At 67.8% G+C, this 16,310-nt stretch carries 14 protein-coding genes; 10 read left to right on the plus strand and 4 right to left on the minus strand.

Annotated features, from left to right (window positions below):
• Window positions 1–63: 63 nt before the first annotated feature.
• Complete coding sequence (locus tag ACFRJ8_RS11110) at window positions 64–747, minus strand: TetR/AcrR family transcriptional regulator (protein ID WP_377986192.1); 684 nt, start codon at window positions 745–747, stop codon at window positions 64–66.
• Window positions 748–896: 149 nt separating this feature from the next.
• Here ACFRJ8_RS11110 and ACFRJ8_RS11115 point away from each other — a divergent pair, with 149 nt between their 5' ends.
• The 7 genes from ACFRJ8_RS11115 (at window position 897) to ACFRJ8_RS11145 (ending at window position 9,001) form a co-directional block, all read left to right on the plus strand.
• Entirely contained in the window at window positions 897–2,504 is a 1,608-nt protein-coding gene (locus ACFRJ8_RS11115; RefSeq protein WP_377986194.1) for a carboxyl transferase domain-containing protein, read from the plus strand.
• Window positions 2,505–2,511: 7 nt separating this feature from the next.
• Window positions 2,512–4,767 carry an acetyl/propionyl/methylcrotonyl-CoA carboxylase subunit alpha gene (locus ACFRJ8_RS11120; protein WP_377986196.1) on the plus strand — a complete coding sequence of 752 codons (2,256 nt, stop codon included), beginning with the start codon at window positions 2,512–2,514 and terminating at the stop codon, window positions 4,765–4,767.
• Between the two features lie 90 nt (window positions 4,768–4,857).
• The gene (locus ACFRJ8_RS11125; protein ID WP_377986198.1) at window positions 4,858–6,021 is read left to right on the plus strand and encodes an acyl-CoA dehydrogenase family protein; all 1,164 of its coding nucleotides are present in this window, start codon (window positions 4,858–4,860) and stop codon (window positions 6,019–6,021) included.
• Between the two features lie 19 nt (window positions 6,022–6,040).
• Window positions 6,041–6,841, plus strand: coding sequence for a CoA transferase subunit A (locus ACFRJ8_RS11130; protein ID WP_377986200.1), 801 nt, complete (start codon window positions 6,041–6,043; stop codon window positions 6,839–6,841).
• 2 nt (window positions 6,842–6,843) lie between these two features.
• Window positions 6,844–7,605, plus strand: a complete 762-nt coding sequence (locus tag ACFRJ8_RS11135) for a CoA transferase subunit B (protein ID WP_377986203.1) — start codon at window positions 6,844–6,846, stop codon at window positions 7,603–7,605.
• The gene (locus tag ACFRJ8_RS11140; RefSeq protein WP_377986205.1) at window positions 7,602–8,162 is read left to right on the plus strand and encodes a MaoC family dehydratase; all 561 of its coding nucleotides are present in this window, start codon (window positions 7,602–7,604) and stop codon (window positions 8,160–8,162) included. The genes ACFRJ8_RS11135 and ACFRJ8_RS11140 overlap by 4 nt, the downstream gene beginning before the upstream one ends.
• Window positions 8,159–9,001, plus strand: a complete 843-nt coding sequence (locus ACFRJ8_RS11145; protein ID WP_377986207.1) for an HpcH/HpaI aldolase/citrate lyase family protein — start codon at window positions 8,159–8,161, stop codon at window positions 8,999–9,001. The genes ACFRJ8_RS11140 and ACFRJ8_RS11145 overlap by 4 nt, the downstream gene beginning before the upstream one ends.
• A 101-nt stretch (window positions 9,002–9,102) precedes the next feature.
• Here the strand turns inward: ACFRJ8_RS11145 and ACFRJ8_RS11150 are convergent, their stop codons facing one another.
• Both ACFRJ8_RS11150 and ACFRJ8_RS11155 read right to left on the minus strand, forming a co-directional pair.
• A complete protein-coding gene (locus ACFRJ8_RS11150) occupies window positions 9,103–9,840 on the minus strand; it encodes a response regulator (RefSeq protein ID WP_377986208.1) in 738 nt (245 codons plus the stop codon).
• Window positions 9,837–11,447: an ATP-binding protein gene (locus ACFRJ8_RS11155; RefSeq protein ID WP_377986210.1), complete on the minus strand. Its 1,611-nt coding sequence runs from the start codon at window positions 11,445–11,447 to the stop codon at window positions 9,837–9,839. Before ACFRJ8_RS11155 ends, ACFRJ8_RS11150 begins: the two co-directional genes overlap by 4 nt.
• A gap of 172 nt (window positions 11,448–11,619) precedes the next feature.
• Between ACFRJ8_RS11155 and ACFRJ8_RS11160 the strand changes: the two genes are divergently transcribed.
• The 3 genes from ACFRJ8_RS11160 to ACFRJ8_RS11170 are packed head-to-tail and all read left to right on the plus strand — an operon-like array spanning window position 11,620 to window position 14,715.
• Complete coding sequence (locus ACFRJ8_RS11160) at window positions 11,620–12,666, plus strand: Bug family tripartite tricarboxylate transporter substrate binding protein (protein WP_377986211.1); 1,047 nt, start codon at window positions 11,620–11,622, stop codon at window positions 12,664–12,666.
• A 2-nt stretch (window positions 12,667–12,668) separates the two neighbouring features.
• Window positions 12,669–13,190, plus strand: coding sequence for a tripartite tricarboxylate transporter TctB family protein (locus ACFRJ8_RS11165; protein ID WP_377986213.1), 522 nt, complete (start codon window positions 12,669–12,671; stop codon window positions 13,188–13,190).
• Window positions 13,183–14,715, plus strand: coding sequence for a tripartite tricarboxylate transporter permease (locus tag ACFRJ8_RS11170; RefSeq protein ID WP_377986215.1), 1,533 nt, complete (start codon window positions 13,183–13,185; stop codon window positions 14,713–14,715). The genes ACFRJ8_RS11165 and ACFRJ8_RS11170 overlap by 8 nt, the downstream gene beginning before the upstream one ends.
• Before the next feature lie 82 nt (window positions 14,716–14,797).
• On the opposite strand, the gene ACFRJ8_RS11175 is transcribed toward ACFRJ8_RS11170, so the two are convergent.
• Window positions 14,798–16,288, minus strand: coding sequence for a lipase maturation factor family protein (locus tag ACFRJ8_RS11175; protein WP_377986217.1), 1,491 nt, complete (start codon window positions 16,286–16,288; stop codon window positions 14,798–14,800).
• Window positions 16,289–16,310: the final 22 nt, after the last annotated feature.

The raw sequence follows: 16,310 nt of genomic DNA on the forward strand, positions 1-16,310 counted from the left end.
GACAGCGGGAATGCCCCGGGAAGAGTGCCCTTGGGAGTGCGCCCGGGCCGGGCGGGGAACCGGTCAGGGTTCGGGCAGGATGACCGGTGCCATGAGCGCGGCCAATGCCATGCTTTCCAGCAACGGGCGGGCGCGGCGGACGCCGATCCGGCGCCCGTGGCTGCGCACCGAGTGCGGGGTCGAGTTGATCAGACCGAAGGTGGCATGGGCCCGCATCCGCAGTTCGGCGGACTCCGTGCCCTCGTGCAGTCCGGCCAGCACGTCCACCCAGAGCTCAACGTAGCTGCGCTGGAGCGTGCGGACTTCCGCCTGGTCCTCGCCGGCCAGGTTGCTGAAGTCCTGGTCCTGGACCCGGATGACGTCCGGGTTGCTCAGGGCAAAGTCGACGTGGAAGGCCACGAGGCCGCCCAGCGCCGCCAGGTCGCCGTCGGCATCGGCCACCACCTTGCGGCCGCCGTCGAGCAGGTCCTTGCTGACGCTGAGCAGCAGCGCGCCGAGGACGGCCTGCTTCCCGGCGAAGTGGCGGTATACCGCGGGCCCGCTCACACCGGCCGCGGCGCCCAGATCCTCCAGGGACACGCGGTTGAAGCCCTCGAGGGCGAAGAGCGCGGCGGCGGCGGATAAGAGGGCCTGCCGCCTGTTCGCCTTGGCCTGGCTGCGCTGTGTTGACGTTGCCTGAGTCGAGGCTGCTTGGGTGGAGGCTGCCTGGGCTGACGGAAGCTGGGCGGTCTGGCTGGGCTCGGTCACCGGCGCATCCCCTCGTTGCAAATGGTCCCTGTGTTGGACATCACAGTTAATAGAGACTAACCTAAATCTCAGTTATGCGGTACTAACCGAAATGGCCGGGCGGCCTAAGCTGCCGGTCCGGCACGCAGGTCAGGGAACGGAAGCAGTCAATGGAGACAATCGCCAGCCGGTTGAATGCGACGAGCACAGCCTATGCCGCGAACCGGGAGGCCCAGCTGGGGCTGGCCGGCGAGTTGAGGGAACGGCTCGCCGCCGCAGCGCTGGGCGGGCCGGCAAAGTCCCGGGAACGCCACGTGGCCCGCGGCAAGCTCCTGCCGCGCGAGCGCATTGACCGGCTGCTCGATGACGGCAGCCCCTTCCTGGAAATCGCCCCGCTGGCGGCGGACGGCATGTACGACGGCGATTCGCCCGGTGCCGGCGTCATCGCCGGGATCGGCCTGGTGCACGGCCGGCAGGTGCTGGTCATTTCCAACGACGCCACGGTCAAGGGCGGCACGTACTATCCGATGACGGTGAAGAAGCATCTCCGGGCGCAGGAAATCGCCCTGGAGAACCGGCTGCCCTGCATCTACCTCGTGGACTCGGGCGGCGCGTTCCTGCCCAAGCAGGACGAGGTCTTCCCGGACAAGGAACACTTCGGCCGGATCTTCTTCAACCAGGCCAGGATGTCGGCGGCGAAAATCCCGCAGATCGCCTCCGTCATGGGCTCCTGCACCGCCGGCGGCGCCTATGTCCCCGCGATGAGCGACGAGACCGTGATTGTCCGCAACCAGGGCACCATCTTCCTGGGCGGGCCGCCCCTGGTGAAGGCCGCGATCGGCGAGATCGTCACGGCCGAGGAACTCGGCGGCGGCGACGTGCACTCGAAAATCTCCGGGGTCACGGACCACCTGGCCGAGAACGATGAGCATGCCCTCCAGATCGTCCGGGACATCGTGGCCACGTTGCCGCGGCCGGCCGCACCCGTCTGGGACGTGGACACCGTCGTCGAACCCGTTGCGGACCCGGATGAGCTCTACGGCGCCGTTCCCACGGACGTCAACGCCCAGTACGACGTGCACGAGGTCATCGCCCGGCTGGTTGACGGCAGCAAGTTCCACGAGTTCAAGAAGAACTACGGCACCACCCTGGTCACCGGCTTCGCGAAGCTGCACGGCCACCCGGTGGGCATCGTGGCCAACAACGGCGTGCTGTTCAGCGAGTCCTCGCTCAAAGGCGCGCACTTCATCGAACTCTGCGATCAGCGCGGGATCCCGCTGATCTTCCTGCAGAACCTTTCCGGCTTCATGGTCGGCAAGGACTATGAGCAGGGCGGGATCGCGAAGAACGGCGCCAAGATGGTCACGGCCGTCGCTACCGCCCGGGTCCCCAAGCTCACGGTGGTGATCGGCGGGTCCTTCGGTGCCGGGAACTACTCGATGTGCGGGCGGGCCTATTCGCCGCGGTTCCTGTGGATGTGGCCGGCGTCGCGGATCTCTGTCATGGGCGGCAACCAGGCCTCCAGCGTGCTGGCCACCGTGAAGCGGGACCAGTACGAGGCCCGCGGCGAGGAATGGTCCGCCGCGGACGAGGAAGCCTTCAAGGCGCCCATCAAACAGCAGTACGAGGACCAGGGCAGCCCCTACTACTCCACCGCCCGCCTCTGGGATGACGGCGTGATTGACCCCGCGGACACCCGCACCGTCCTGGGACTCGCGCTCGACGTCGTCTCCCGCACCCCGCTGCCGGAGACCTCCTTCGGCCTGTTCCGGATGTGAGCCAGCAATGATTACTTCTTCACCGACGACGAGTTCACCGTCCGCCAACCCTGCCGCCGGGAAGCCCCTGTTCGGCACCGTCCTGGTCGCCAACCGCGGCGAGATCGCCTGCCGCGTCATCCGGACCCTGCGCGCCCTGGGGATCCGTTCGGTCGCCGTCTATTCCGACGCCGACGCCGGCGCCCGGCACGTGCGGGAGGCCGACGTCGCCGTCCGGATCGGCCCGGCCGCCGCCGCCGAGAGCTACCTCAAGATTGAGGCCATCCTCCAGGCCTGCCGCGACACCGGGGCCGAGGCCGTGCACCCGGGCTATGGCTTCCTGAGCGAGAACGTCGACTTCGCCCGGGCCCTCCAAGGGGCCGGGATCACGTTCATCGGCCCCGGCGTCGAATCCCTGAACGTCATGGGCGACAAGATCCGCTCCAAGAACCACGTCACCGGCTACGGCGTCCCGGTGGTCCCGGGCATCGCCGAACCGGGCATGACCGACGCGCAGCTCATCGAGGCCGCAGCCGGCGTCGGCTTCCCGTTGCTGATCAAGCCCTCTGCCGGTGGCGGCGGCAAGGGCATGCACATCGTCGAACGGCCCGAGGACCTCGAAGCCACCCTGGCCACCGCCCGCCGCGTCGCCGCCAGTGCCTTCGGCGACGACACCCTGTTCCTGGAACGGCTGGTGCTCACTCCGCGGCACATCGAGGTCCAGGTCCTCGCCGACAACCACGGCAACGTCATCCATCTGGGGGAGCGCGAGTGCTCGCTGCAGCGCCGCCACCAGAAGGTCATCGAGGAAGCCCCGTCCCCGCTATTGGAATCCCTGCCCGACGGCGCGGAGATCCGGGCCCGGCTCGGCGAGGCCGCCTGCAACGCCGCGCGCAGCGTCAACTACTCCGGCGCCGGCACCGTGGAATTCCTGGTCTCGGACAACGCCCCGGACGAGTTCTTCTTCATGGAAATGAACACCCGCCTGCAGGTCGAGCACCCGGTCACCGAGATGGTCACCGGCGTCGACCTCGTCGAATGGCAGGTCCGCATCGCCGCTGGCGAGCAACTCACCGTGACCCAGGACGACGTCGTCCTCACCGGACACTCCGTGGAGGCGCGCGTCTACGCCGAAATCCCGGAGAAGAACTTCCTGCCGTCCATCGGGACGGTGCTGCTCCTTAATGAATTGCCTGGCCCCGCACAACGGCCAAGCGCCCCCGCGCTGGTCGAGGTCGCGGCCGGCGGGGGCCGTGTCCGGGTGGACTCGGCGCTGCTGGATGGCCTCGAGATCACTTCGAACTACGACCCGATGATCTCCAAGGTCATCGCGTGGGGCGAGGACCGGGCGGATGCCTTGGACACCCTGGACCGGGCACTCGCCGGGTTTACCGCGCTGGGCATCGACACGAACGTCGAATACCTGCGGCTGCTGATCAACGACGCCGACGTCCGGGCAGGCCGGCTGGACACCGGCCTGATCGAACGGAAAATGCCGGAGTTCTCTTTCCGGCATGCCGGCGACTTCGAGGTGGCCGCTGCTGCCGTCTTCGCCGCGGCGATGCATGAGCCTGAAACGCAGGACGCCGGGAAAGGCCCCTGGCATCGCCGTGACGGGTGGAGGCTCGGTGTACCTGCTCCGCGCCGGATCAGTCTGGGCACGCCCGACGGCGGTATGGCCACGGCTGAGGTGCTTGGCTCGTTGGCGCAGGGGACGGCGACTGTGGCAGTCAACGGCGGCCCACGGCGCTCGGCATCAATGCGTTCCTCCAGTCGAGGCCACGCGGAGTTGAGTCTGGGCGATGAATCCCGCACCTACGCGCTCGTGCCGGTCCACCGCGGACCCGTGACCCCGGAACCCTATAACCCGGTGCCCACCGAAATCTTCCTCGGCAACGAGGGCTGGTCCTGCCGCCTCGAGGTGCTCAGCCGGGAAGCCCGGCTGGCGAGGGTGCTGGCGGCCATCGAACGCGAGGAAGGCGCCGCCGACCCGGCCGTGCGCTCGCCGATGCCCGGCACCGTGGTGTCCGTGTCCGTCAGCAACGGCGACACCGTGGAGGCCGGCCAGGTCCTGCTCTCCGTGGAGGCGATGAAGATGGAGCACCAGCTTGTGGCGCCCCTCGACGGAACCGTCCACATCAGCGTCGGGTCCGGCGACCTCGTCAAGGCAGACCAGGTGCTCGCGACGATCCACCCGGCTGTCCCGGCAGGACCGCCTTCGGCGGAGAATGCGGCCGAGGACACGATCGAGGAAGCCGTCATCGCGATGGGCGCGGCCGAATGACCTCACCGTACTGACACAAGGGGATAACCACCCGCAGCCAACACCCGTTTCAACAGACCACAGAAGTACCTCAGACACAGGAGTCACCCCATGGCAGATTTTGAACTCAGCGAGGACTACCAGGACCTCAGCAACACCGTCCGCGAATTCGCCGACGAAGTAGTGGCCCCGGTCTCCGCCAAGCACGACGAGGAACACAGCTTCCCCTACGAGATCGTCTCCCAGATGGCCGACATGGGCCTGTTTGGCCTGCCGTTCCCGGAAGAATTCGGCGGCATGGGCGGGGACTACTTCGCCCTGGCCCTTGCCCTTGAACAGCTTGGCCGGGTGGACCAGTCCGTCGCCATCACCCTCGAGGCCGGCGTCTCCCTCGGCGCCATGCCGATCCACCGCTTCGGCAACGCCGCCCAAAAGGAGGAGTGGCTGCCGCTGCTGGCCTCCGGCAAGGCGCTCGCCGGCTTCGGCCTGACCGAGCCGGAAGCCGGCTCGGACGCCGGTGGCACCAAGACCACCGCCAAGCTCGGCGGCGGAGAGTGGGTCATCAACGGCAACAAGGAGTTCATCACCAACTCCGGCACGGACATCACCAAGCTCGTCACTGTCACCGCGGTGACCGGGCAGGAGGAACGCTCTGACGGCAGCATCAAGAAGGAAATCTCCACCATCCTGGTGCCCACCAACACCCCGGGATTCACAGCCGAGAAGGCCTACAACAAGGTCGGCTGGAACGCCTCGGACACCCACCCGCTGACGCTCAACAACGTCCACGTCCCCGAGGCAAACCTGCTGGGCACCCAGGGCCGCGGCTACGCCAACTTCCTCTCCATCCTGGACGAGGGCCGGATCGCGATCGCGGCCCTGGCCGTCGGCGCGGCCCAGGGCTGCGTGGACCAGTCGGTGAAATACGCCAAGGAACGCAGCGCATTCGGGCAGAACATCGGCAAGTACCAGGCCATCGCGTTCAAGATCGCCCGGATGGAGGCACGCGCCCACACGGCCCGGCTGGCCTACTACGACGCGGCCGCCCGGATGCTTGCCGGCAAGCCGTTCAAGACGCAGGCGGCCATCGCTAAGATGGTCGCAGGCGAGGCAGCCATGGACAACGCGCGGGACGCCACCCAGGTGTTCGGCGGCTATGGCTTCATCAACGAATTCACCGTGGCGCGCCACTACCGCGACTCCAAGATCCTTGAAGTCGGCGAGGGCACTACGGAGGTCCAGCTGATGCTGATCGCCCGCGAACTGGGACTGTAGCCGGCCGGAAGGATCTCCGATGATCAACAAAGTTGTTGCCAGCGCCGCCGAGGCAGTCGCGGACATCCACGACGGCGCCTCCCTCGCCGTCGGCGGGTTCGGGCTCTGCGGCATCCCCGTGACCCTGATTGAGGCCCTCCACGAGCGCGGCGCCACGGACCTGGAAACCGTGAGCAACAACTGCGGCGTTGACGACTGGGGCCTCGGAATCCTGCTCAAGGACGGCCGGATCCGGCGCACCATCAGCTCCTACGTGGGGGAGAACAAGGAGTTCGCCCGGCAATACCTCGCCGGCGAACTGGAGGTGGTCCTCACCCCGCAGGGCACGCTGGCCGAAAAGCTGCGCGCCGGCGGCGCCGGCATTCCCGCCTTCTACACGCCGGCCGGCGTCGGTACCCAGGTGTCCGACGGCGGCCTGCCGCAGAAGTACGATCGCGACGGCAACGTCGCGATCGCCTCCGCCCCGAAGGAAGTCCGCAGCTTCCACGGCGCCGACTACGTGCTGGAGGAATCGCTCACGCCCGACTTCGGCCTCGTCCATGCCTGGAAGGGTGACCGCCACGGCAACCTCGTCTTCCACGCCACCGCCATGAATTTCAACCCGCTGTGCGCCATGGCCGGGAAGATCACAATCGCCGAGGTCGAGGAACTCGTGCAGCCGGGGGAGCTGGACCCGGAGCACGTCCACGTCCCGGGGATCTTCGTCCAGCGCGTCGTGCTGGCCCCGCAGGGGGAGAAACGCATTGAGAAGCGGACGGTTGCGGTGACCACCGGCGCCTTCGGCGCACCAAAACAGTCACCCGAGCAGGCAGGAGCATAGCCGTGGAAACGAACAAGGCTCAAGAGGCCCCGCCCCGTCCTGAGGCGGTGCGGCACGAATACCGGCGCTCCGCCGTCGAACATCCCGCCGGTGTCGAGAGCAAGGGCTGGACCCGCAACGAACTCGCCGCCCGGGTGGCGCAGGAGCTGCACAACGGCCAGTACGTCAACCTCGGCATCGGCATGCCGACGCTGATCCCCAACTACATTCCGGCCGGCGTCGAGGTGGTGCTGCATTCGGAGAACGGCATCCTGGGCGTGGGGCCCTACCCGGCCGAGGACGAGATCGATCCGGACCTGATCAATGCCGGCAAGGAAACCGTCACGGTCAACAAGGGCGCGGCGTTCTTCGATTCCGCCGCGTCCTTCGGCATGATCCGGGGCGGCCACGTCGATGTGGCCGTGCTCGGCGCCATGGAGGTCGCCGTCAACGGCGACCTCGCCAACTGGATGATCCCCGGCAAGATGGTCAAGGGCATGGGCGGCGCGATGGACCTTGTGTTCGGGGCCAAGAAGGTGATCGTGATGATGGATCACGTGGACCGCAGCGGCAGGCCGAAAATCGTGGAGACCTGCACCCTGCCGCTGACCGGCAAGGGCTGCGTGGACAGGATCATCACCGACCTCGCCGTGATCGACGTCGTGACCGACGCCGGGCCGCCCAGGCTGGTGCTGCGCGAACTGGCCCCCAACGTGTCCGTGGAGGACGTCGTGGCGGCCACCGGAGCCGAACTCTTTGAGGAAGACCAGGAACTGACCGTATGAGTGACGTTGACCGATCCGCCCCCAGCCCCGTACCCGGCAGTGCCAAGGTGATCGAGCAGCGCGGCCTCTATTTCGATGAGCTGGAGGAGGGCGTGGTCTACGCCCACCGGCCGGGCCGGACCGTGACGGAGACGGACAACGTCTTGTTCACCACCATGACCATGAACACCCAGGCCCTGCACCTCGACGCGGCCTGGAGCGCCGGGCAGCCCTTCGGCCAGCGGCTGATGAATTCGATGTTCACCCTGGCCACCGTGGTGGGCCAGTCCGTGCCGCAGCTGACCCAGGGCACCATCATCGCCCAGCTGGGCCTGACGGATGTGTCCTTTCCGCACCCTCTGTACCACGGGGACACCCTGTACACGGAGACAGTGGTCACCGGGAAACGGCTGTCCGCGTCCCGGCCTGGCCAGGGCATCGTGACTATGCAGCACACCGGGCGGAACCAGCACGGGGACGTGGTAGCACTCGCCGCCCGCAGTTGCCTGATGTGGACACGCGAGGCACACGCAGCGGCCGAGCTGGAAGCCGCGCAAAAGGGGACAATAGAGACATGAGTTTCCTGATGGGCCCTGCCCTGCTGTTCTGCCCCGCCGACCGCCCCGAGCGGTACCAGAAAGCCGCCGAGCGCTCCGACACCGTGATCGTGGACCTCGAGGACGCTGTCGCCCCGGCCGACAAGCAGCGGGCCCGTGGCGCCATCCTCGCCCAACTCGGCGCCACCGGCGACGTCCCGGAACTGGATCCGAGCCGCACGATCATCCGGGTCAACCCGGCGGGCACGGACGAGTTCGAGAAGGACCTGCACTGCCTCAAGCACACCCCTTACCGGCACGTCATGCTGGCCAAGGCGGAAAGCGCCGCCCAGCTGAAGGAGCTCGCAGGCTACAGCGTGATTGCCCTCTGCGAGACGGCTGCGGGCGTCCTCAACGCCGCTGCCATCGCCGCCGAACCCAATGTGGTGGCCCTGATGTGGGGTGCGGAGGACCTGCTGGCGTCGCTCGGCGGAACCTCCAGCAGGACGGAAACCGGCGGCTACCGGGCCGTTGCGCTGCAGGCCCGCTCCAGCGTGCTGCTGGCCGCCGGCGCCTTCGGCAAGGATGCGATCGACGCCGTCTATGTCAACATCCCGGACCTGGCCGGGCTGGCCCTCGAGTCCCGTGACGCCGTGGCGTCCGGATTCTCGTCGAAAGCCTGCATCCACCCGGACCAGGTGGCCGTGGTCCGCGAAGCCTACGCCCCAACCGAGGCCGACGTCTCAGCCGCGGCCGAGCTGCTCGACGCCGCCTCCGCCGCAGGCACGGGTGTGTTCCAGTTCAAGGGCAAGATGATCGACGGACCCATCCTCAAGCACGCCGCGTCCACGCTGCGCCGCGCGGGCCACGTCGGGTCCTAGACGCGGTTCTGGACGTCGGGTCCTAGACGCGGTTCTGGACGTCGGTTGCTCGACGCGGTTCTCGACGTCGGTTCCAGAGTTCGGTCCTGATCTGCGCAGCCTCAGCGGCGCCAGAGGTAGCGGTTCTCCGGCCGGCCCGCCGCGCCGTAGCGGGGCGTCAGCCGGGCATGGCCGTGAATCACGAGGTACTCCAGGTAACGGCGGGCACTGACCCGGGACAGGCCCAGCTGCAGCGCCAAGCCGGCGGCGGAGACGTCCTCCGGGCTGGCCTTCAGCGCCTCGATCACCGCGTCCAGGGTGGGCCGGGAGAGTCCCTTGGGCAGCCGCAGGACAGGCTGGCCCGGCGGCTCCGGCTGCACAGACTGTCCCGCCGGTGTTTCCGCCGCCGCCGACCGGCGGGAGGGAGCCACCAGGCGGTCAATGCTTGCCTGGTCCAGCGGTCCGGCCGCGCCGGCGGCCAGTTCCTCCCGCAGCATCACGTACTCGTCCAGCCGTTCGATCAAGGCCTGCGAGGAGAAGGGCTTGACCAGGTAGTGCAGCACCCCGCCGGCCATCGCGCCCCGGACCGTGTCAATTTCCCGGGACGCGGTTATCACCAGGACATCCACCGGCCGCCGGCGCCCGCGCAACCGCTGCAAGACGTCCAGGCCGGACATGTCCGGCAGGTGAATGTCCAGCAACACCAGCTCCGGCCCGAGCTCCGCGGCCAGGTCAAGGCCCTGCTGCCCGGTGTGGGCCATGGCCACGACGTCGAATCCGCCGCGTGCCAGCAGGAACCCGTGATGGATCCCGGCCACTGCTACGTCATCGTCAATGATGAGGGTGCGTATGGCGCTCATTGCTTCTGTAGTTCCGCCTCGATTGTTTTGAGCACTACCGGCTGGAGCACTCCCGTCTGGAGCACTACAGTGAAGCAGGCTCCGCCCAATGCCGATGAGGAGACTGCCGCGCGGCCTCCGCGCCGGCTGGCAACCCGCTGGACCAGGGCCAGCCCAAACCCGCGGCTGTTGATTCCCTCGGCCTCCTTGCTGGTCACGCCGGGCTCGAACACTTTAGCGCGTTCCGCCACCGGGACGCCGGGCCCGTCGTCCTCCACCACGATGGTCCGCCCGCCGTCGGCGCTCTCGCCCAGCCGGATGGCCACGGTGCTGTCGTAGCCGGCAGCGTCCACAGCGTTGTCGATCAGGTTGCCCAGGACCGTGATGACGTCGCCCGAGTCATCGGCGGAGCACAGGGAATCCGGGCTGACGATGATCTCGATGCCGCGCTCGGCGCAGACTGTGGACTTGGCGATCAGCAGGGCCTGGACCCCGTGATCGGTGATTCCGGGCGCGACCGGCCGGTTCGCGAAGACGGCGTCGTTGTGGCTGCGGCCCAGGTATTCGATGGCCTTGTCCTGCTTTCCGAGCTCCAGCAGCCCGGAAATGACGTGCAGTTTGTTGGCGAATTCGTGCGCCTGGGCGCGGAGGGCCTGCGTCACGTCCACGGCGCCGTCGCGGTCCCGCAGGACGGTGTGGAGTTCCGTGCGGTCCCGCAGGATCAGCACTTTGCCGACTTCGCGGCCGTCGACGGTGGCCGCATTTACCTTGCCCAGCAGGATCCGCTCGCCCGAGAGCACCAGTTCCTCCGTGGCGGACCCGGCCGAGAGCAAGCGGAGGACCGCCGGTTCCAGGCTCGCCGCAGCGGGCGTCCCGGTGATGTCCCCTGCCAAGCCGAGGAGGCGGCGTGCCTCGTCATTGACCAGCGCGATCCTGCCGTCGGCGTCCACCGCCACGAGCCCTTCGCCCAGGCCGTGGAGCATGGCGTCGCGGGTTTCCAGCAGGGCCGCGATGTCCTCGGGCTCAAGCTTGTAGATCCGCCGCCAGACCAGTTTCGAGACGTACATCGCGCCCAGGGAACTCAGCAGCGCCGCCCCGAGCAGCCAGCCGAATAGCTGCGGCATGTCCTCATGGAGGTCGGCGGCCAGGGTGCTCTCCAGCACCCCCACGGATGCGGATCCGATCACGGTGCCGGCCGCATTGAAGATGGGAACCTTCACCCGCCAGGACTCACCCAGCGTGCCCGTCTGGGTGCCCACGTAAATCTCGCCGGACAGGGGAACGGAGGGATCGGTGGAGACCGGGCGGCCGATTTCCGCCGGATTGGGGTGTGACTGCCGGACCCCGTGCCGGTCTGTCACCACCACATAGGTGACATTGGAGGCCTGCCGGATGACTTCCGCGATCGGCTGGATGGTCTGGGCCGGGGACGGCGTTCCGAACGCGTTGATGACTGAGGGCAGCTGGGCAACACTTTCGGCCACGCCGATCAGGCGGCCCTTGTACGCGTCCCGGAGCTGTTGTTCCTGCATCCGGATGGTCACGGCCCCCACCGCCGTGAGGACAGCCAGCACGATGCCCAGCTGCAATGCGACCAGCTGGAACCGTAGGGGAATTCTGTGAAACATGTCACAAGTTTCGCATCGGGAATGCCGCCCGCCAGCCAATAAGACGCCTGCAACCGTGACCAATATGACCACTACTACCTCTACGGCCAAATTCTATTGCCCTTCGCCGGGCGCTCCTAGGGTCAGTGACGTGATTCCAATGATGTGCATCACATTCGCTCAAGGAGAAACCATGTCTGCCCAGTCCCCGTTCACGCGGTCCTCATTCACGCTGCCCACCCACACCCGCCGCGCCGCCGTCATCGCCGGAGCCGTCGGAGCGGTCCTGGCCATGTCCGCCTGCGCAGGAAGCGGAACCGGCACGGCTGCCGGCTCGTCCGCGGGCGCCGACTCGATCAAGAAGCTCAGCATCATCGTCCCGGCCAACCCGGGCGGCGGCTGGGATCAGACCGGGCGCGCCATGCAGCAGGACCTGCAGTCCAACAAGCTCGTCACCTCTGCCCAGGTCACCAACATCGGCGGCGGCGGCGGGACCAACGGACTTGCCAAGCTGGCCACCGAGAAGGACGTCAACACCCTCATGGTGATGGGCTACGTCATGGTGGGTGCAGTCGAGACCAACGGCGCCAAGACCCGGCTCGAAGACACCACCCCGATCGCGAGGCTCACCGAAGAGCCGCTGGTCCTCGTGGTGCCGGCGGAGTCGAAGTACCAGACCGTCGCCGACCTCGTGGCGGACATCAAGACCAACGGCAAAGGCGTGGCCATCACCGGTGGCTCGGCCGGCGGCGCGGACCACATCCTGGCCGGGCAGATCCTGAAATCCCAGGGCGTGGAGGCGGACAAGCTGAACTACATCGGCTACTCCGGCGGCGGCGAATCCATCGCGGCGCTGCTCGGCAACAAGGTCCAGGCCGGCATCTCCGGCGTGGGCGAGTACGCCGAACAGGTCAAGGCCGGCAAGGTCCGGGCGCTCGCCGTCTCCGGCAAGGCCGAGGCCCCCGCGCTTCCCGGCGTCAAGCCGCTCAAGGACCAGGGGATCGACGTCGTGCTGACCAACTGGCGCGGCGTGGTGGCGCCCGGCTCCATCGACGACGCCCAGCGGGCGAAGCTGACCGAGGTGGTCACCAAACTGCACGCCTCCGAGGCCTGGAAGTCCACGCTGTCCAAGAACAACTGGGACGACGCCTTCCTGGCCGGCGACGGCTTCAAGACCTTCCTGACCGAGGACATCGCCAAGGTCAAGACCACGCTGACCCAGATCGGCCTGGTCAAGTAAGAATGTCCTCTCTCGCAACAACGCCCGCCAAACGGCCGACGGGCGAGATCCTGTTCGCCCTCGTGTTCGTCAGCGTGGGCATCGCGGGCCTGGCGACGGCGGGATCCATTCCGATCCCGCCGTCGGAGACCGGCATCGGCCCGCGCGCCTTCCCCTACATCGTGTGCGGCATGCTGGTGCTGTGCGGCGCCGGGGTGGTCCTGCAGGTCCTTCGCGGCAAGGTCGGTCAGGCCGAGGACAGCGAAGACCTGGATGTCACGGCCAAGACCGACTGGGTGGCCCTCGCCAAACTGGTGGGCTTCGTGGTGCTGCACATCTTCCTGATCGAGCCGGCCGGCTGGCCGGTGGCCGCGGCCGTGCTCTTCAGCGGTGCCGCCTGGTCCCTGGACGCCAAACCCCTGTGGAAGGCGATCACCGTGTCCGTGATCCTGGCGCTGGTGCTGCAGTACGTCTTCGGCGGGCTGCTGGGCGTTTCCCTGCCGCCGGGGCCGCTGCTCGAGGGGGTGCCCTTCTTCCATGGATAGCTTCATGCTCCTGCTCGAAGGATTCAGCACCGCGCTGCAGCCGGTCTACCTGCTCTACGCCCTGGGCGGGGTCTTCGTCGGCACCGCCGTCGGTGTGCTGCCCGGCATTGGCCCCGCCATGACCGTAGCCCTGCTCATGCCCATCACCTATGCCCTGGACCCCGCCGCGGCGCTGATCGTGTTCGCTGGGATTTACTACGGCGGCATGTACGGCGGTTCCACCACCTCCATCCTGCTGAACACGCCGGGCGAGTCCTCCTCGATCGTCACGGCGCTCGAAGGAAACAAGATGGCCAAGGCCGGCAGGGGAGCGGCGGCCCTGGCGACGGCGGCGATCGGATCCTTCATCGCCGGGACCATCGCCACAGTCTTGCTGACCTTCTTGGCGCCCGTCGTGGCCGACTTCGCCGTCGGCCTCGGCCCTGTGGACTACGTGGCCCTTATGGTGGTGGCCTTCTTGACCGTCGGAGCGCTGTTGGGCGCCTCGGTCCTGCGCGGCCTAGCCTCGCTGGCCCTGGGGCTGTTCATCGGCCTGATCGGCATCGATGACAGCACGGCCCAGCAGCGCTTCACGTTCGACAACCCCACCCTGGTGGACGGCATTGACATGGTCCTCGTGGCCGTGGGCCTCTTTGCGCTCGGCGAGGCGCTTTACGTCGCTTCCAAGCTGCGGCACGGCCCCGTGGAGCTCATCCCGGTCAGCAAGGGCAAGAACGCCTGGCTGTCCAAGGAGGACTGGAAGCGGTCCTGGAAGCCGTGGTTGCGCGGAACCTTCATCGGGTTCCCGATCGGCACCGTCCCGGCAGGCGGCGCGGACGTCTCCACGTTCCTGTCCTACGCGGCCGAGCGGAAGCTGGCCAAGGGCGCCAACAAGGCCCAGTTCGGCAAGGGCGCGATCGAAGGCGTGGCGGGACCGGAAGCGGCCAACAACGCCGCGGCCGCCGGTGTCCTGGTGCCGTTGCTGACCCTCGGTATCCCGACGACGGCGACCGCGGCCATGATGCTCACGGCCTTCCAGCGCTACCAGATCCAGCCCGGCCCGCTCCTGTTCGAAAACCAGGGCGCGCTTGTCTGGACCCTGATCGCCTCGCTGTATGTCGGGAACCTTATGTTGCTGGTGCTGAACCTGCCGCTGGTGGGCCTGTGGGTGAAGATTCTGCAGATCCCGCGCCCCTACCTCTACGCGGGCATCCTGGTCTTCGCCGCCCTGGGCGCCTTCTCGGTGAACTTCTCCCCGAGCGACGTCGGCATCCTGCTGGTGGTGGGCATCCTGGGCTACTTCATGCGCCGCTACGGCTATCCCGTGGCGCCCATGGTGGTGGCGATGATCCTGGGACCGATGTTCGAGGTGCAGCTGCGGCGCTCGCTGCAGCTCTCGCAAAACGATCCCACGGCCCTGTTCGCCTCGCCGTTCGCCCTGGTGGTGTACGTCTCCATGGCGCTGATCTTCGCCGCGTCGTGGTGGCTGCGCCGCCGCCAGGCAGCGGTGGAGGCTGCTCCGACGCAGGAGCAGGTGTCCGTCTAGCCAGCGCCGCCGTCCCCGCACGCAAGAGGGCGGCGGCGCTGACCATGTCGGGGCGGCCGGCCCGGCGGACCGGGACGCGGAGTCAAACCCCCGGCGGCAGGCGCGACGGCGGGATGGCGACATACAACGGCGTCCGGATCCAGCGCTGGCCCGTCGCACGGAACTCGGCCCGGGTGGAGAAGCGGTAGAGATAGCTGCTGGCCCGCACCCAGTGAGGCCGTTCGCCGTCGAACGGGTCAAGACGCAGCAGCCGCAGCGTGGGCCGGTCCGCCGCCAGCAGCTTGGCCAGGAACGCGTAGAACCACTCCTCGTGCACGGTCCGCAGCGGCAGGAACCACATCAGCCAGTCAAGCCGCAGGTGGTACGGGGCGAACTGGCGTGGAATGCGCCGAACGTCCCCCGGCTTGCCCTTGAACCCATACTCCCGCCAGTCCGCTTCCTCCCCGGGTTCCGCGTCCAGGGTCCCCTCCACCACGATCTCGATCCGCCGCTTCGTGACCGTGCCGAATGCACCATACGTGTTCACCAGCTGCCAGCGGTTGAAAGAAGCGTTCATCAGCTGATGGTGGGAAAAGAGATTCTGGATGGGCCGGTAGCTGAGCACCAGGAGCAGCACGGTGGCAACCAGGACCACCACCAGCCACGGGACCGGCGCCTGGCTGCCGGCGCCTCCGCCTACTCCGGCTCCGGCGCCTGCTCCTGCGGACGCCGCGTGCCAGTCGAGCGGGATGGCCGGAATCACGGCGTGCGCCACGGGATCGCTGACCGCCGCGAAGGCCAGGATAATCGCCATCCAGTTAAGCCAGGCGAAATTTCCGCTCGCCACCAGCCATAGCTGGGTGAAGATGATGATCCCGGCGGCGGCACTGGCCAGGGGCTGCGGGGCAAAGAGGAAAAAGGGAACCACCAGTTGGGCGAAGTGGTTGCCCAGGACCTCCAGCCGGTGCCAGGCCTTGGGGAGAAGATGGGCCTGCCGGCTCAGCGGCCCCGGCATCGGCTGGGTCTCGTGGTGGTAGTACAGGGCCGTCAGGTCCCGCCACTCCTGTCCGCCCCGGATCTTGATCAGGCCGGCGCCGAATTCCAGCCGGAACACCAGCCAGACCAGCAGGATCAGGATGGGCCTGGGCGGGGGAGTCTGGTCCGAGCCGAGGAAGGCCACCGTGAACCCGGCCTCCAGCAGCAGCATCTCCCAGCCGAAGCCATAAAACGTCTGCCCCACGTTCACGATCGACATGTACAACAGCCACAGGGCCAGGAACGCGATGAGCGGAACCCAGGGCGGGCCGAGCTGGGGCAGACCGGCGATGAGCGTGGCGGCGATGGCCATGCCGCTCCAGCAGACCGTCCGCAGCATCCGGTCCGAGTAGCGCCAGCGGAACAGGCTGGGCCGGCCCAGGCGGTTGAAGCCTTCGAGATACTCCGGCACCGGCAGCAGGCCGCGCTCGCCGAGGAGGGCCGGGAACTGGTTGAGCGAGGAGAGGAACGCCACGAAGAAGAGGGTGGCGGTGCTGCGCTGCAGCACTTGCCGGGCGAACTCGTACTCCGGCGCGTCGAACCATGCGGTCCACTCCACGTTTTCCACGTTACGCCTCCGC

This window comes from Arthrobacter sp. NPDC056886 (assembly GCF_042788715.1).
Taxonomy (GTDB): Bacteria; Actinomycetota; Actinomycetes; order Actinomycetales; family Micrococcaceae; genus Arthrobacter.

What these genes read in the sequence shown, in the direction of transcription:
- ACFRJ8_RS11155 (WP_377986210.1), bottom strand. Translation starts at nt 11,447, where the DNA reads ATGTTTCACAGAATTCCCCTACGGTTCCAGCTGGTCGCATTGCAGCTG.
- ACFRJ8_RS11120 (WP_377986196.1), top strand. Translation starts at nt 2,512, where the DNA reads ATGATTACTTCTTCACCGACGACGAGTTCACCGTCCGCCAACCCTGCC.
- ACFRJ8_RS11125 (WP_377986198.1), top strand. Translation starts at nt 4,858, where the DNA reads ATGGCAGATTTTGAACTCAGCGAGGACTACCAGGACCTCAGCAACACC.
- ACFRJ8_RS11115 (WP_377986194.1), top strand. Translation starts at nt 897, where the DNA reads ATGGAGACAATCGCCAGCCGGTTGAATGCGACGAGCACAGCCTATGCC.
- ACFRJ8_RS11130 (WP_377986200.1), top strand. Translation starts at nt 6,041, where the DNA reads ATGATCAACAAAGTTGTTGCCAGCGCCGCCGAGGCAGTCGCGGACATC.
- ACFRJ8_RS11165 (WP_377986213.1), top strand. Translation starts at nt 12,669, where the DNA reads ATGTCCTCTCTCGCAACAACGCCCGCCAAACGGCCGACGGGCGAGATC.
- ACFRJ8_RS11145 (WP_377986207.1), top strand. Translation starts at nt 8,159, where the DNA reads ATGAGTTTCCTGATGGGCCCTGCCCTGCTGTTCTGCCCCGCCGACCGC.
- ACFRJ8_RS11150 (WP_377986208.1), bottom strand. Translation starts at nt 9,840, where the DNA reads ATGAGCGCCATACGCACCCTCATCATTGACGATGACGTAGCAGTGGCC.
- ACFRJ8_RS11160 (WP_377986211.1), top strand. Translation starts at nt 11,620, where the DNA reads ATGTCTGCCCAGTCCCCGTTCACGCGGTCCTCATTCACGCTGCCCACC.
- ACFRJ8_RS11140 (WP_377986205.1), top strand. Translation starts at nt 7,602, where the DNA reads ATGAGTGACGTTGACCGATCCGCCCCCAGCCCCGTACCCGGCAGTGCC.
- ACFRJ8_RS11170 (WP_377986215.1), top strand. Translation starts at nt 13,183, where the DNA reads ATGGATAGCTTCATGCTCCTGCTCGAAGGATTCAGCACCGCGCTGCAG.